This window comes from Vibrio agarilyticus (assembly GCF_012641465.1).
In the GTDB taxonomy this organism is placed as follows: domain Bacteria; phylum Pseudomonadota; class Gammaproteobacteria; order Enterobacterales; family Vibrionaceae; genus Vibrio; species Vibrio agarilyticus.
In genome coordinates this window covers 198,412-214,738 of record NZ_JABAIK010000003.1, presented here as the reverse complement: position 1 = coordinate 214,738, position 16,327 = coordinate 198,412, and the positions used below count along the sequence as shown (strand labels likewise).

Annotated in this window: 10 protein-coding genes; 6 read left to right on the top strand and 4 right to left on the bottom strand. The window is 47.5% G+C overall.

Features of this window, described 5'->3' with window-relative positions; translation table 11 throughout:
• Nucleotides 1-7: 7 nt before the first annotated feature.
• Entirely contained in the window at nt 8-1,672 is a 1,665-nt protein-coding gene (locus HGP28_RS04535) for an ATPase RavA domain-containing protein (protein ID WP_168835260.1), read from the bottom strand.
• A 269-nt stretch (nt 1,673-1,941) separates the two neighbouring features.
• On the opposite strand from HGP28_RS04535, the gene HGP28_RS04530 reads away from it, so the two are divergent.
• The gene (locus HGP28_RS04530; RefSeq protein WP_168835259.1) at nt 1,942-2,475 is read left to right on the top strand and encodes an NUDIX hydrolase; all 534 of its coding nucleotides are present in this window, start codon (nt 1,942-1,944) and stop codon (nt 2,473-2,475) included.
• A 17-nt stretch (nt 2,476-2,492) separates the two neighbouring features.
• On the opposite strand, the gene HGP28_RS04525 is transcribed toward HGP28_RS04530, so the two are convergent.
• Complete coding sequence (locus tag HGP28_RS04525) at nt 2,493-5,390, bottom strand: insulinase family protein (protein WP_211091885.1); 2,898 nt, start codon at nt 5,388-5,390, stop codon at nt 2,493-2,495.
• A gap of 328 nt (nt 5,391-5,718) precedes the next feature.
• On the opposite strand from HGP28_RS04525, the gene yfcC reads away from it, so the two are divergent.
• The gene (gene yfcC, locus HGP28_RS04520) at nt 5,719-7,254 is read left to right on the top strand and encodes a putative basic amino acid antiporter YfcC (RefSeq protein WP_168835258.1); all 1,536 of its coding nucleotides are present in this window, start codon (nt 5,719-5,721) and stop codon (nt 7,252-7,254) included.
• Nucleotides 7,255-7,339: 85 nt separating this feature from the next.
• Nucleotides 7,340-8,341: a succinylglutamate desuccinylase/aspartoacylase family protein gene (locus HGP28_RS04515; RefSeq protein WP_168835257.1), complete on the top strand. Its 1,002-nt coding sequence runs from the start codon at nt 7,340-7,342 to the stop codon at nt 8,339-8,341.
• 68 nt (nt 8,342-8,409) lie between these two features.
• Here HGP28_RS04515 and HGP28_RS04510 read toward each other — a convergent pair whose 3' ends face one another.
• Nucleotides 8,410-8,877, bottom strand: coding sequence for a GNAT family N-acetyltransferase (locus HGP28_RS04510; RefSeq protein ID WP_168835256.1), 468 nt, complete (start codon nt 8,875-8,877; stop codon nt 8,410-8,412).
• 267 nt (nt 8,878-9,144) lie between these two features.
• Here HGP28_RS04510 and HGP28_RS04505 point away from each other — a divergent pair, with 267 nt between their 5' ends.
• Nucleotides 9,145-10,533 carry a TldD/PmbA family protein gene (locus HGP28_RS04505; RefSeq protein ID WP_168835255.1) on the top strand — a complete coding sequence of 463 codons (1,389 nt, stop codon included), beginning with the start codon at nt 9,145-9,147 and terminating at the stop codon, nt 10,531-10,533.
• A complete protein-coding gene (locus HGP28_RS04500) occupies nt 10,530-11,873 on the top strand; it encodes a TldD/PmbA family protein (RefSeq protein WP_168835254.1) in 1,344 nt (447 codons plus the stop codon). The genes HGP28_RS04505 and HGP28_RS04500 overlap by 4 nt, the downstream gene beginning before the upstream one ends.
• Before the next feature lie 350 nt (nt 11,874-12,223).
• On the opposite strand, the gene HGP28_RS04495 is transcribed toward HGP28_RS04500, so the two are convergent.
• Complete coding sequence (locus HGP28_RS04495) at nt 12,224-13,624, bottom strand: DASH family cryptochrome (protein WP_246225569.1); 1,401 nt, start codon at nt 13,622-13,624, stop codon at nt 12,224-12,226.
• A 545-nt stretch (nt 13,625-14,169) separates the two neighbouring features.
• Here HGP28_RS04495 and HGP28_RS04490 point away from each other — a divergent pair.
• Complete coding sequence (locus HGP28_RS04490; protein WP_168835252.1) at nt 14,170-16,227, top strand: alpha-amylase; 2,058 nt, start codon at nt 14,170-14,172, stop codon at nt 16,225-16,227.
• The last annotated feature ends 100 nt before the right edge of the window (nt 16,228-16,327 follow it).

The window sequence follows — 16,327 nt, the reverse complement described above, 5'->3', positions numbered from 1 at the left end:
GCGCCCCTTAGCCAAAGTAGTAGTCCATGTTTTTTACACGAAACAGCACACGTTCCGCTTCTGCCTGTGTCGCTTCAAGCAATTGAGCGACTTGCTGCAAGCTCGACTCCATCAGGCGAGGTAACTCAGGGTCAAGAAAGCTGTGTGGCAATGCACCGCGAAAATTAGATCGAACTTGACGCAAGTGTTGCTCAGCTTTGCTAAGTTCAGACAGCGCCCGCTCACCAATCTCTAACCACTTCGCGTGATCTTCATTTTGGAGTCCGCTCTTGGTTACCAAGCAGACCACCACTGCGCGATTGGCAATATCGCGGATCACCAAACGCTGTGAACCATCCACATCAAAACGCAAGCGACATAAGCTAGTACTTTGGTTTACATAGCCCCTAGCCTCTCCCTGACCGTCACGAATCGCCTTAGCAAGCTCATCAGCGGGCACATACACCCAGCGGCTGTCACCTTTGTCGCTGTGTGACACCGACATATTGCTCTGAAGCAAAACCAGCTTAACTAAATTTTTGGTCGGACCCACTTGGTAATGCTTCGCGTCACTCATATCAAAATGGTTTTTAGTCTCTTTACGCAGCAAACCATTCGACTCAGCTTGCACAATCTCCATGCCATATTGACTTAGAAGATCAACTTGAATTTCATTAAGTGCCTCACGACACATTTCCAATTGCGCCTGCACTTCATGCTGATCAAACGCATGCTGCAGCGCAAACTCTTCAATAACCGCTTGCACGACTTCGCGTGATTCAGGGGTATTCCATAAACACTCTTTGAGTAACAGAAGATCGAGTGGATTGATGGTATCTCGACCATTAAAAAACGCGCTGGCTTTCAATAGCCGAACCGCTTTTTTCCAACGTCTATCAGAAACATACATATCACTGTGATTGGCATCCCCACCCTGTTGCTCAATTTTTTGTTCGAGTAAGGTTTTAAGCAGATACAATTTTTCAAAACAGGCATCGCTCAAGGTGAGTTTATCGAGTTCGGCCTGCCAGCGATGATATTCGACGTCAGTAATGGCTAAACCTTCAGGGATGGGCGCCTCTTGGCTGGTCCCGACCGTCAGCATAGATTTGAAATTTTGTTTATTTTGAATGCGATTAACGAATACACGTACCAACATTCGATCGTATAACGCATCAAGACCGCTGTCATGATCGGGCAATTCATTGGACGCCGTCACCAAAAGGCGCATTGGAACTCGTTCAATATCACTGCCATTTTTGAATGTTTTTTCATTGACTACGGTCAGTAATGTGTTGAGGATGGCCGGGCCGGCTTTCCAAATTTCATCCAAAAAAACCACTTGAGCGGCCGGCAGATAACCGTCTGTCAAACGCACGTAACGGCCATTGTCTTTAAGCTCTTGAATACTGAGCGGACCAAACACCTCTTCCGGTGTTGAAAAGCGTGTCATCAGGTATTCAAAATAACTACTATTATCAAACGCCTGTATAAGCCGCTTAGCAATCAAACTCTTAGCAATCCCTGGAGGCCCTAGAAGAAAAACACTTTCACCGGAAAGTGCGGCCAGTAAACACAATTTAATTGTATTTTCGCGCTCATAGACACCATCAGACAGCGCTTCTGCCAATCGGTTGATCCTTTCTGAAAGTAACGCCTTACCCGCGTTTGAGGTAAATAACGGTTGGGACATAATCTGGCGTAACTCCTAGCAATGCGTGGAAATGAAATAAAATATTTATACTATTGTTATCACTTTGTTACAAGCGTGTATTTGAAATTGAAAAAGACGAGTAGAAAGCTGAGACTTTGGCGGCTTTATCAGTATACTTCTTATAGCAGATGTTATTTTGTATGACTTTTCAGTAAACATAGATTGCGGTTCTGAAAGTATAAACCGCCGAATTTGCAGTTCACTTCAAAAATATCCCAGTGGGTACTGAAAGATAATATGAGCATTAGATGAGCAAAACGAATACAACAAAGATCATTCACTCGTGGAATGGCGTATCCCTTGAACAAGAGTGCGTTACGCTTCCTAATGATGCCCAGATACAGCTGACCAAATTGCATCATCCCGGCGCGGCGATCATTTTGCCGCTAACCGAAAACGGTGATGTGATTTTACTCAATCAATATCGGCCCGCTTTAAAACGTTGGCTCTGGGAGCTACCCGCAGGCACACTTGAGCCAGGTGAAACACCGCTCGCTTGCGCAGCGCGCGAATTAGAAGAAGAAACTGGCTATAGCGCAGCTGAATTTCACTCGCTGGGCTATATCACGCCATTAGCAGGGCTTTGCGACAGTATTCAGCACCTGTTCGTGGCGAAAGCGCTAACATTAAGCCAACGCTTTCACCGCGATGACGATGAAATTATCGAAGTGTTACAGTGCCGCATTGGTGCCATCGAACAAGCGATAATCGACGGTCACCTCATTGACGCAAAGACCATCGCTTGCTTGAGTAAGGCAAAGTTGTGTGGTTTTTTAAGCTAGTGCATGCTTAAGCCGAATTATTCCTGATAACTCAGCTGCCCCTTTAATATTTGAATATCGTGGACAATCTGCGCATCATCGAGTTTTGCAAATGGTGCGTCAGCAAAATTGCCGCCGCGCAATTGCACATTGAGACGCGGCGCTTGTTCATTAGCTATTGTTTGCTGATAAAAAGCGTTTAGATCCGCCAGTGTCACCGCCTCAACCGCTTCGATAAGTTTCGCTTTTGAGTCAAACTGCCACTCTCTGCCATACCAATCTTGCAAAAGTGGACGCAACTCCTCACCCAAGTTTTTCGGCGCTTGATTGAGATCCACCAGCACTCCTTGTTTGATTGCACTAAACTGTTGCTCGCTCAAGTCGGCTAATTTCGCGCCATATTCTCGCTTAAACCGATCAAAACGCGCTTGAGCCTGAGGTAAACTGAGCACTGGTGATTGAATGTACATCGCCATGCCTGCGTAACTGTCCATAGGTAAATCAAAACCGCCAACCGCATAAGCAAGCTGCTCTTCTGTGCGTAACTGTTCAAAGACTTCTGTTCCGAAGTGAACCGCAAAAACTTTGGCTATCGCACGCTGCTTTAAGCTAGGCTGGGGATGAAACATAATATCAAGCAAACCAATATCCGCCGCTGCCGTGTTCTGCTGGTAGGAAATGACTCCTTTTGGGACATACCATTGGGTTTGAACATCTTCCAAGGTTTCGTGATTCGCACCCAAAGCGGTGTCAATGATGCGGGCGTATTGCGCAAGATCTTGCTCATCGTAATTACCAAAAGCCAAAAGCCGTGGCTGGTTATGCGCCAATAAAGTGGCAATACGCTGCTGATATTGCTCAAAACTCAGTTGCTCAGCCGCTTTAATTAACGCACTATTTTCATGTTGAGCTGCGCGCACCACTTTCCGCATGGCAGGAAATAATTGGTACATCACAAACTGTTTTTGCTGATTTTTGATCCCGCGAATATAGCGATCTTTCGCCTGTTCAAAATTCGCTTGGCTCATTGTGGGGTTCAGCTCCCCAACGAGGGTGTCAAATAACGTTATCTGTTTATCAGTGAAACCGTCCATTTCTAGTTCCAACCCATTCTCAACCGACGTGCTGGCACTGATCCCGGCAGCTTCCGCTTCTGCTAGCAATAGGCTATGGTGAAGCTGATACATATCGGACCATAATGCCAAGGCGACTTGATTGATGCTCGATCTTGACGCTTTACCCATATTGAATTCCAGCGTGAGAATGCCTTTGGGCTCGCTTGAAAAATGTTGGCTGGGGAAGAACCAGATTTCAACATCATGTGTATTGTCGATTTTTTGCGGCAAGCTCGATGAAGTTGCGACGCTTTTGAGTGCAAACTCATGTGGCAGTAATCGATTCACTTTAGGAAGCGTCAGAGCGGGATCATGCTGTTGCCACGAGGCGACTTCCTTGGCAGACAGTGGTTCAATACGATATTGACCCGCGTAAAAATGCTGTTTTTTCGCCACGCGTTCTTGCTGGCTAATATACCAAACACGTAACCTATCTCGTCGCAATTGGCTAAGCACATGATGAACCGCATCGGCATTGAAAGCGCCATAGTAGTATGGAGCGCTTATCGCGTAATTGAGCGGATAGTCTTGCATTGCGTTAACAAGCCTTGCTGCATAACGAAAATCATCTTCCTTAGCTAAAAAGCGAAAATCGTTTGCAAGCACAGTTTGAATCTCATCAAAATACATTTTGTCGACACCACGCGCCTTAATAATCGCGATATATTGCATATAAAGCGCCACAATTTCTTCACGGTGCAACATGCCTGCGTCGGTCAAATCAATCGTGATACTTAATTCACCATAATTACCAAAGAAATTGGGTGACGCCCCTGCAACAGCCGAGCTTATCCAACCACGGGACTTCAGCAGTTGGGTTGGCGTTCCCGGCATTTCTGATCCCAATAAGTAAGTCACAAACACATTCGGTTTATAAGCAAACTCGTGTTGGTTATTTTCAATGACAAAATCCAATTTTATCTGTTTAACGTCTTTATTGGGTTTATAGTAAATTTTTCGGCCACCCAATTCGGCAAAGTTAATGTCAGAGGTGACCGCTGGTTTGTCAATTTGCTTATTCTTAATCGAACCGAAATACTCGCGCGCAAGTTGTGCCATGTCATCAAGCGGTAGCGGGCTTATCAAAGCGACTTTCATGATATTGGCCGAGTAATAATCGTGATAAAACGCTTGAGTCGCCTGATGTAAATTACTACCCGGTTTATCACTTAAGGTTTCATTGTTGCCAATCAAAAACCGATTAGCCGGGTGTGACCCCATCATTTTACGCGACAACTTAAACTGACCGAAAAAGTCTAACTCACGCCGCATCGACCATTCGGCATTGACGGCGCTGCGCTCTTTGTCACTGTATTTTTCAGAAAATATTGGTGACTTAAAAAAGTCGGAAAAACGGTCAAGTGCGGGCTCAAATGCCTCATTGTTCACTTTGAACATGTAGTTGGTATACGTAAGCCAAGTTGAGGCGTTAGAAATCCCGCCGTTTTCGGTCAAAAACTGTTTATATTCATTTGGGTCTGGGTATTTTTCGGTCCCTAAAAACAGCAGATGCTCGAGGTAATGAGCCATGCCTTGTTGCTCTGGTGGGTCTTGCAGCAGGCCAACGCCAACATTCAGTGCCGCAGAGGATTTATCGCTGTCAGGGTCGGAGACCAATAAGACGTCAATGCCATTGTCGAGTGTCAATGTGCGATAGGCACGCTCATCATTCGGGCTCGTGGCGATTACCGCTAGTGGTTTCGGCTCAGCAACGGCTTTTTGTTGCGAATTGTCAGCCCATTGACCACCACAACCACCAAGAAACATGACCATACAGCCAACAGACACCTTTATTTTGCTGAGAAACTGACCTATCCGCATAACCGCCTCCTTGCGTTTTGCCTGCTGTGTCTAATGGGGTGAAACTTTGCGTCGTGAGATGATTGAAAGTATTGCTAACATTATGAATTTCTACAAGCAAAGAGACAAAAGAGCTAAGAGGCTAACCCATTCGCCTAAGATAATAGAACAATGAAACACATACCTAAAAACACGAAGAATTCTGCACCAATATTCACCACAAAAATAGTGAAAATGTCGTCAGATCAAGTTTTACGACAGTTTTATCGGTCACAACGATGAGAGCAATTGACTTTTTATTCGAAATTTACGATATTTCATTCCCAATTTTTCTCACATGAATACTGTTATGTCACACACACAGACTCAGCCAATGGAAACGGCTACTGAGACAAAACGTTGGCAGATGCCAGATACGTTTATCATCATTTTCGTGGTTGGCATCCTTGCTACCCTCCTTACTTATTTGATCCCAGCCGGTCAATTTGACAGTCAGCAAGTCTCTTATCTTGTCGATGGCGCCGAGAAAACTCGCAGCGTTATTGACCCTAACTCTTTTGCTTACGCGACTGACGATAACGGCAACTTGGTTTACAACACCGTTGGCTTATTTGCCTCTGGCGGTGGTATTGGTTTGATGAACTTTCCATTTGAAGGCTTGGTATCAGGCTCAAAATGGGGTAGCGCTATTGGCGTAATCATGTTTATGCTGGTGATCGGCGGTGCGTTTGGCGTAGTGATGCGCACAGGCACTATCGACAATGGTATTTTGCGCCTGATTGACAAAACCAAAGGCAGCGAAGCGCTGTTTATTCCAGTACTCTTTTTGCTCTTCTCATTGGGCGGCGCTGTATTTGGTATGGGCGAAGAAGCGGTTGCCTTTGCCATTATTATCGCCCCTTTGATGGTGCGTCTTGGCTACGACAGCATCACAACGGTAATGGTGACTTATGTTGCCACTCAAATCGGGTTTGGTACCTCATGGATGAACCCATTTTCAGTTGCCGTTGCCCAAGGCATCGCTGGCGTTCCTGTTTTGTCTGGCATGACCTTCCGTATGGTCATGTGGGCAGGCTTTACCCTAGTGGGTATTGCATTTACCATGATGTACGCATCGCGCATCAAAGCGAATCCTGAACTGTCGTTCACTCGCCGTAGTGACGCATTCTTCCGTCAACAAGAACTCAACGAACAGCAAAACACCCGCTGGAATTTGGGCGATACGCTAGTGATCTTGACCGTTATTGCTGCAACCATTTGGGTCATCTGGGGCGTTGTCGTTCACGCATGGTATATCCCTGAAATCGCGTCACAATTTTTCACCATGGGCTTCATTGTTGCGATTATCGGTACCTTCTTCCGTCTTAACGGCATGACGCTCAATGACGCCGCGAGCGCATTTAAAGAAGGCGCAGCGATTATGTTGGCTCCAGCTCTTTTGGTTGGTTGTGCCAAAGGCGTTCTATTGATCCTTGGTGGCGGTTCAACAGAAGAAGCGAGCGTACTCAATTCTATCCTGAACAGCGCGGGCAGTCTTATCAGTGGGTTACCTGATGTAGGTGCCGCGTGGTTAATGTATGTTTTCCAATCTGTGTTTAACTTCTTCGTGACCTCTGGCTCTGGCCAAGCGGCACTGACCATGCCTTTGATGGCGCCACTGGCTGATATTGCGGGTGTGACTCGTCAAGTCGCCGTGTTGGCGTTCCAATTGGGTGATGGTTTTACTAACGTTATCGTCCCAACCTCTGCATCATTGATGGCGACCTTAGGTGTTTGCCGTATTGACTGGGGTGACTGGGCTAAATTCTGCTGGCGCTTTATGCTACTACTCTTTGTGATTGCAAGTGTGGTGGTCGTTGGCGCCCATGTGATGGGTTTTGCTTAATCATCATTTAAGCACTTATCCCAAACCTATTTGACGGGTATAAAGGCGAGTTTTGTTCTCGCCTTTTTCTTTTTGGAGAATAAACATGTCTACAACTCACTATACTGGCGATTGTTTGGATGGACATCGTATCGTTGACCACCTGTGTGTTGATGATCTCGCCGCAGGTGAGCATACGCTATGGTTTCGAGTCGCCACCAATGCCATTGGTCACGCACAGCACTTGCCTGTGGTAGTGTATAAAGGTGCAAAGCCGGGTAAGAAAGTCATGATCACCGCTGGGGTTCACGGCGATGAGTATAACGGCATCCTTGCCGCGCAGCGCATGGTGCGAGAGCTCGTAGGAAAAGAGATTGTTGGGACCATCACCATCGTACCTGCGATAAACCTCACTGGTATGCTGCACCATAGCCGCGATTTTTTCTCAGCCGATCCAGACAGCTCACCGTGCAATCTCAACCGCTTTTTCCCGGGTGATGCCAACGGTAACGAAGCGAATCGCTATTTGCATGTACTTTGGCATGGCTTGCTTGCACCAAACGCGGAATTGGCCATCGATTTACACACTCAAACCTCTGGCACTAGCTACCCTTTGTATGTGTTTGCTGATTTCCGCATTGACGACTGTTTGAATATGGCACGTCTTATCGAGCCTGACGCGATTTTAAACGATCCAGGTGACGCTGGCGTGCTGGAAACGGTATGGAATCAAGCGGGCATTCCGAGTATTACCATTGAAGTGGGCATGGGACGTTACACCCAAGTGGATTTAATTGAACGCACGACACGTGGCATGTTCAATATTCTGACTCACTACCAGTTAATACAAGGTGAATTGGCGTCAATCTCATCGTGTCTTGAAGGGCAAACCATTACCAGTCTCAAAGCCAAACAAGGTGGTTTTGTGATTGCACAAGTTGCGCTGATGACACCAGTCCAAGAAGGTGACTTACTGGCGATTGGTTATGACGCATTTGGGCGTGAAATTGAGCGCTACACCGCGCCACACGCGGGCACGGTACTTAGCATCAATATTGAAGCGATTCGTGCGCCAGGCTCGTTAGTCGCACGCCTTATTAGCGAATAATCACGCATCGCCCGCATAGTAAAGCTCAGAGTTGCAGCTCAAATACCAGCGTTACTGGTTAGTACACGCTATGGCTGCAACTCGCTATGGCTACAACTCTCTAAGGCATTTAAGCTCATCACCCAGCGCGGCTCATTAATGCCAAAATACTCATTATCCAACTCGGCCAGTTGAAATCCCATTCGTTGATACAGCGCAATGGCACGCTCATTGTTTGGGTCAACGGTTAAGTGCGCTCGGTATTGGTGAGGCTTAACGTTTAATGCGCTCTGGATCAAAGCCTGGCCATAGCCACGCCCCTGCGCATCTTGACTTACCGCTAGCGCGAGAATCCACATAATTTTCGCGAAATGATCATAACCTGCCAGCAGATACCCACAAAGACGTCCCTCTTGCTCAACAACCCAAAAGTGAGATGCGTGCAAATCGTAATACTGGCGCAGAACAAAATAAGGGTAAGCGTGCTCACCAAACAGTTCGATTTCTAGCTGAGCAATTGCCGTCAAATCACTCAAAGTCACTAAACGGACCGACATAACTGTACCTCTGTAAATTCATTTTCCCCCTATCCTAGAGAAAAATAGGGGGGTTCAGTAAACCGCTTGCAACGAAAATGCGTTAAACAACTTGAAAATAGACTCACTATTTCGCTGCGTTGTTTGCCTTGCTCTGCCCAGTGAGTTGGCTCTGAATCGTGCATCTTGAGGTTACTTGGGTATAAAGTATATTAATATACTAATAACTGACCTAAAGTCATGCGCTGAGACCAGCTCAAATAGGACAAAGGCAGATAAGGAGAATCCATGTTAAATTCAGTGACGGCCCAAGCCGTCATCGACCACGCGCTGTTTCTCGGCGCAGACTTCGCCGAACTCTTCGTCGAACGTAACCAAACTCACACTGTACAATTAGCCTCAAGGGATATTGATAAAGTCAATTCCGGCATCGATTTCGGCATCGGCATTCGGCTCTTTTTTGGTCATAAGGTACTCTATGGTTACACCAATCGCACCGACGAAGAAGAACTTAAGCGCATTACAACGCTGTTAGCGGCCAAAGATCGCCGTGACGCCTTAAATCACAGTGTCCCACTCAATTTTAAGCGCACACCTTTCCACCACCCTTGCACATTACCACTCAATCAAGACACCTATCTTGAACAGAAAATACGCTTGCTGCACCAACTTGATGACGTGGTACGCAGCGAAAGCAGCGCTATTAGCCAGTTTATGGGCTCTGTTTTTCAACGCGAGCAGCAAATCGCGCTATTCAACTCGCGCGGCCTCAGCGTTGAAGACTCTCGGCATTACATTCGCATTTCAGGCAATGCCGTGGCACTGAAAGATGGCGAACAAACCAGTGGAATGGAAAACCCTGGCGCGCTCATGGGCTGGGAGTTTGCTGAACGCATCGATCCGCGTGGCCTTGGTGAAATGATTGCGCAGCAAGCTTTGATTAAACTGGGCGCAGCGCCCTGCCCTTCGGGTGAAATGCCCGTCATTATTGGTAACGGATTTGGCGGCGTTATTTTTCATGAAGCTTGTGGGCACCTCCTTGAAACCACGTCTGTTGCCAAGCAGGCGTCAGTCTTCCACGACAAAATGGGAGAGAAAATCGCCAACGCTGCGGTAAATGCGGTTGACGATGGCACCTTAATCAATGAATGGGGCTCAATCAATATCGACGACGAAGGTAACCCGACACAGCGTACCCAGTTAATTAAAAACGGCGTACTGACCAGCTTTATGGTTGACGAAATGGGCGGGCTCAAAACCGGCTACACACCAACAGGATCAGGACGACGTCAAGGATATCAATTCGCACCGACCTCTCGTATGCGTAATACCTTTATTGAAGCGGGTGACAGCTCACTTGATGACATGCTTGCCAGCGTGGAACGTGGTATCTACGCCAAGAAGATGGGCGGTGGTTCGGTGCAACCAGGCACAGGTGAATTTAATTTCGCTGTGCGTGAAGCCTATTTGATTGAAAATGGCAAAATCACTCGCCCACTCAAAACCGCCACCTTAATCAGTACTGGGCCTAAGGTGCTAAACGAAATCAGCATGGTGGGCCGAGATCTTGAGTTTGCACCGGGCATGTGTGGCTCCGTCAGTGGCTCAGTGCCCACAACGGTTGGCCAGCCGACCTTAAAAGTTGACAATATTCTCGTTGGTGGAGGAAACGCATGAGCCAAACTAGCCCAATTTTAAACGCAATTGAGTGGGTGCTCGAGCGCGCAACACAGTTAGGCGCTGAAGCTGACGTAGTAGCAACACAGTCCAGCAGCTTGTCACTTAAAGCAAATCAAGGTGAACTCGACGAATATAAAGTCACTTCAGATCAAGCCCTTGGGGTCCGAGTCATCAAAGAGGGACGCGTTGCCACCAGTTACTCAGAATCACTTGATGAGCACAGTCTCGAAGCCATGATGACAAGCGCGATTGAGAGCGCGCGGTTTGCCAAGCTCGATGCCACACAAACCATTGCCGCTCAAGATCAGCAGTGGAACACCGATGTGGCAGAAATCGCTCAACCCGATGACAGCGACATCGACAGTAAAATTGCACTGGCCCTGACATTAGAAGGCGAGTTACTCAAGCAGCCTTTTGTAACTCGTTCCCCTTATAACGGTTACGGCGACAGCGAATCACTGCGCCTGATAGCTAACACCTCAGGCACATTATGTCATCACTTCGAGCGCAGCTTTTCCGCCTACGCTTACGCTTTATGTGAGCATCAAGGCAAGCAATCGATGGCCGGAGGCATGTCGTTGGCACGCAGTTTCGCCAAATTAGATACGGACTATTGCGTCAACTACGGCGCCAATCTTGCGCGCGACTTACTTGACGGTGCGCCCGTTGCCACAGGCCAGTACGCGGTGATTTTTGATATCAAAGCCCTAGCGAGTCTCTTTGGCGCCTTTTCCAGCGCGTTTTCTGGTGTCAGCGCAATGAAAGCCACCAACCCGTGGCGCGATAAACTGGGTCAAATGGTGGCCGACAGTCAACTCACTCTCTGTGATGTCAGCTATATGCCTGAAGGCTCGCGGATCTGCGCTTTTGATGGTGAAGGTTTTGCCACTAGCGATAGTGTGCTCATTCAAGAAGGGCAGCTACAAACGTTTTTACACAACAGCCAAACCGCGGCGGCACTCGGCGTAGCAAATACCTTTAATGGCGCTCGAAGTGTTAAAGGCAGTTTGGAGGTGGCGGCAAAGCACAAAGTGATTAGCGTCGGCGACAACACGTTAGATCAGCTTCAAACTGGCGAATATTTAGAGCTTGTTGAACTGCAAGGCGTTCATTCCGGTGCGGATTTTATTAGCGGTGAGTTTTCGTTTGGAGCCAGTGGCTTCTTGTGTCGTGATGGCGTTCGCTGTCAGCCTGTTCGCGGTATCACTGTGGCTGGGAATTTTTACACTATGCTGCAAGAAATCGATGGTCTAAGCGACATCTTAGAATCTAACACGATGCGCAGCTTCTTCGCGCCTAAGATTCGATTCGCTCGATTGAGTATTGGTGGCGCGTAACACTATTCTCCGATATACCCAAGTAATCTGAAACAACTTGAAGGGATCCGCCTCACTTGAGGCGGATCCCTTTACCTGCGTTAAAGAGGGTCTATGTTTATAGTGTGACGAGCACAAAAGCGGTAATTAGTGCCGAAAACAGAGTAATCCGGCTGATTAAACCCAAAGACTCTTCTGGTGTGATCATGGTTGGGGTATTCATATGCGGCTCCTCACCTATATTTCATTATGATGACATTATGGTGAACTTTCCCTCAAAATACCCCATGAAATTTTGTGAATTTTTTATTGCAAAGGTTGCATATGTCACACTTTTCTCTCGCTTTGTTTCACCAACCGAACCAAGCCAGTCAAACAAGTGGCCAATCCACAATATCCACACTGTTTAATGGCACGAGTCGCTTATCTCCAGCCCATTTATTGATGTAGCTTTGCTGAGGATCATAACGTTCCGTCTGTTTGGCAATATCAAAATGGCGACCGCCTCTAGGATCGGCGCCCACTCCAGCAATGTATTGCCAATTACCCCAATTGGAAGCGACATCATGATCCACCAGCACACTTTGAAAATAACTTGCGCCATAGCGCCAATCGACCGCAAGTTCATTCACCAGACAACTGGCGACAATTTGTCGCCCTCGATTAGAAAGAAACCCCGTTGCAGCCAACTCGTTCATGCACGCATTCACCAATGGGTAAGGTGTGGTTCCTTCGACCCACATTTTAAAGCGCATCGGATAAAAACTGGTCAAAGGCTGACGCTCACCAATGCCGCGAAAACGATAAAGTGCTGAACCGAATTTGCGCGCGTACCATTGAAAATACTCTCGCCACAACAGCTCATAACCAATCCAATAGGTCGACTCATTTTCACCACGCTCAGATTCAAAACGCAAAAGTTCACTCAGCACCCGTTTTACCGACAAGCTTCCATTGGCGAGCCACGGCGAGAAATGGGTCGATACGTTATCCCCTTCTAATGCGTTGCGCGTCAGCTTGTAAGTCAGCGGGGCCGAAGTGGAAAAGTAATGATGCAGGTGCATTAATCCCGCCTGCGCGCCGCCAGAAAACCAATTCGGTTGCTTCGAATGAGCCACATTTTCCAATGCCACCGATTCGGTTTGCACAACTTCCATGCTGTCATTACCGTTTGTAAGCGGCTCTGGAGAAGAACAAGAAAAATCACCAAACTGCATATCGTAAGAAAATTGGCTGATAGGTTTTGGCAAACGGTCCAGTGGCTTAATATCAAGTGGAATATCCAATTGATCCACAGCGCGTTGAAAACGACTAAACGATGCCGGCAGATGAGTAAGCTGAAACGGCAATTCTGGCTCGGCAAAAACCGTGTAAGTGTCGGTCATCACCCATTGAAGTGAAGGCAACGCCTCTTTAACTTTTGCGATGGTTTGCTTTTCATACCAACCGACTTGGCGGCTAACAAACACAACATCAATGGCAAGGGCCTGAAGCCAGCGAACTAAAATCGTTGTGCTATCGCCCTCTAAGACATGCAAGACCTGATCGTATTGCCCAAGTTGCTGCTCAAGCTCAAACAAAGTTTGCTGTTCAAACTGGCGACGGGCCAGCCCCTTTGAGCCGTAAACAAAAAAATGCCGCTCCTCAAGTTCAGGCTCACGATGAATGTAAAGGCACGTCATTTCTTGAACTCGCCGAGCGCATTCAAGCAACAAAGGATTATCATCCAAACGCAAATCATGGGTAAACCAATACAAGCCTCTTTGTTTCATCACTTTGCCCTTCCTCACCTAGATTTTCTCCCACCCGAGATCGCATGCGCTGGATGAGACTTAAACCCTTCCCACTTGCAGTTGCAGCGCTTTCCTTTAAAAAAATCAAGGGACTGGCACTTACAAACCTCATCACATCGTTTATCCATGTCCACGAAGTGTTCACGAAGCGCTCATAAAGTGTTCACAAAATACTCAGAGGCTTTGCTCGCTCGCCTTCTATCTGCATCTTCAGGTTGGTTGGGTATAGCGGTGTCTACGCGTAAATAGAAAGCGCGATCACCCAACATATGCCTATGTCGTATCCGATTTCAGAACCGCGACGATACTCAAAGCAATGGGCGACTGCCGCTTCACGTAGGAAGAGGGTACTTACTCAAAGTGCTCAAGATCACATCAACGGGGCGTAGGGGTTGGGAGGATGTCGGTCTGAATGATGCTCCTTATTATGCAACATGGAATAGCACGACAATTCCAAAATTCAATAACAATAATGCACCCTTATGTCTGATAGGACGGGTTTACCCAACAAGATGGATCGCCCTATGAAACTGAATCTGTTAACCACCAGTTTACTGCTGCTGACGAGTTCTGCTTTAGCTGCACCCACTATTACCATTGCGACATCAACGACCAGCCGAGACTTTCCTCTCAGCGCGGAAGAGCCGCTGATTGTGCCATTACAAAAAAATGACTACGTGATTAGCGTTGAAGGTCTAAATGGCAAATGCTCGGCCGATCCGAAGCAAAAAATTAAGTTCAGTACTCCACTCAAGCTTAACTGTGATGCGCGTACTGAGTTCCCATTTAAAATTCGTTTCACGGGCGACTACGCCTTTACTTACAACGAGACACTGCAAACGCTCACTCTGATCCGCGCGCCTAAAACCAATACGGCCAAAGTATTTACGCGCAAATTGCCAGACATCAAATGCGAAATCTATAATGGCGGCCCTGTTACCATCAAAGTGGGTAACACGTTTGCAGAAGGTGAAACCGTTCGCGATGCGTATTCAGGACAAACTGCAACCGTCACTAACGGCGCAGTGGAATTAGTACCATCGGCCAGTTCAGGTGGCTTGGTGCTTTTAGAACGCGCGAACTTCAACCCTGCGGAAGCTGAATTCGATTACCGCAACGCCAGTATCTATTTTATTTTGGTGGACCGTTTTAATAACGGTGACCCGAGTAATGATAACGCTTACGGCCGTCAAAAAGATGGTAAAGATGAAATCGGCACCTTCCATGGTGGCGATTTGAAAGGGGTAACCGCCAAGTTAGACTACATCAAAAGCCTAGGTGTCGACGTGATTTGGTTATCGCCTATCGTTGAGCAAATTCACGGTTTTGTTGGTGGTGGCGACAGTGGTTCTTTCCCATTCTACGGTTACCACGGCTATTGGACGCGTGATTTCACTAAAATTGATGAAAACTTCGGCCGAGATGAAGATCTCAAAACATTGGTTGACGAAGCGCACAAACGCGGCATTAAAATTCTTCTCGATGCTGTGGTCAATCACCCAGGTTACGCCACCTTGGCAGACATCAAATTTGATGACATCTCGGTAATGCGCAAAGAGTTTGATGAGCCCAATCGTTGGCAGCCACCAACTGGCGCAAACTGGCACCAGTTCCATGGCTACATTGACTATAAGAGCCCTAATTGGAGCCAATGGTGGGGTGGCGACTGGGTTCGCTCTGGTCTACCTGGCTATCCAAAACCTGGCTCGAGCGATATCGAATTGACGCTCGCGGGCATGCCTGATTTCCGCACTGAGTCTACTCAAGCGGTCACTCCGCCAAAATGGTTATTAAACAACCCTGGAACGCGTGTCGAAGCGCGTGATAACTATACCGTCGCTGACTACCTCATTGAGTGGCAAACCGATTGGGTCAAACGTTTTGGTATTGATGGCTATCGCGTCGATACGGTAAAACACGTCGAGCCAGAAGTGTGGAAACGCCTTAAAAAAGAGGCCACCACCAGTCTAGAGACATGGCGCAAAGAAAACGGCGCATCGGGCGTTCCATTTTGGATGATGGGCGAAGTATGGGCACATGGGCCAACTCGCAGCCCCTACTTTGATGATGGATTCAACGCACTCATCAACTTTGATTTACAAAAACGCATGGATCACGGCGCGGCATGCTTTAGCAGCATGGCAGATACTTATGCTGGCTACGCCAAAGAGATGGTCGATGAGGCCGATTTCTTACCCGTCAGTTACATGTCGTCCCACGATACCGAGCTATTTGCTAACCGCTTTGGCAACAACGTTACCGCGCAGCGCAATGCGGCAAACGCGATGCTGCTCTCGCCTGGTGCGGTGCAAATCTACTACGGCGATGAAGTCGCGCGCCCATTTGGGCCTTATGCGGATGATTTCCATCAAGGCACACGTTCTGACATGATTTGGGATCTGGACAAAGATCGTCAAGGCTTACTCAGCCACTGGCAGAAAGTGGGTAATTTCCGCAGCAATCACCCAGCAATTGGCGCAGGTGAACATCGTGTGATTGAACAAGATAACGCTTATGTGTTCTCACGTACGTTCAATAACGATGCTGTTGTGGTTGCCTTTGTCGGACGTGATGCAAAATAATCGTAATCAGCAAATGCTCACTAGTTTGTGACGCTTAGTGTAGATACCTGCAAATTCTACCTGCGACAAAGCCACTCTTCGGAGTGGCTTTTTTTATTGC

Coding starts and splice junctions, on each gene's coding strand:
- HGP28_RS04535 (WP_168835260.1), bottom strand. CDS start 1,672: ATGTCCCAACCGTTATTTACCTCAAACGCGGGTAAGGCGTTACTTTCA.
- HGP28_RS04530 (WP_168835259.1), top strand. CDS start 1,942: ATGAGCAAAACGAATACAACAAAGATCATTCACTCGTGGAATGGCGTA.
- HGP28_RS04525 (WP_211091885.1), bottom strand. CDS start 5,390: ATGCGGATAGGTCAGTTTCTCAGCAAAATAAAGGTGTCTGTTGGCTGT.
- yfcC (WP_168835258.1), top strand. CDS start 5,719: ATGTCACACACACAGACTCAGCCAATGGAAACGGCTACTGAGACAAAA.
- HGP28_RS04515 (WP_168835257.1), top strand. CDS start 7,340: ATGTCTACAACTCACTATACTGGCGATTGTTTGGATGGACATCGTATC.
- HGP28_RS04510 (WP_168835256.1), bottom strand. CDS start 8,877: ATGTCGGTCCGTTTAGTGACTTTGAGTGATTTGACGGCAATTGCTCAG.
- HGP28_RS04505 (WP_168835255.1), top strand. CDS start 9,145: ATGTTAAATTCAGTGACGGCCCAAGCCGTCATCGACCACGCGCTGTTT.
- HGP28_RS04500 (WP_168835254.1), top strand. CDS start 10,530: ATGAGCCAAACTAGCCCAATTTTAAACGCAATTGAGTGGGTGCTCGAG.
- HGP28_RS04495 (WP_246225569.1), bottom strand. CDS start 13,624: ATGAAACAAAGAGGCTTGTATTGGTTTACCCATGATTTGCGTTTGGAT.
- HGP28_RS04490 (WP_168835252.1), top strand. CDS start 14,170: ATGAAACTGAATCTGTTAACCACCAGTTTACTGCTGCTGACGAGTTCT.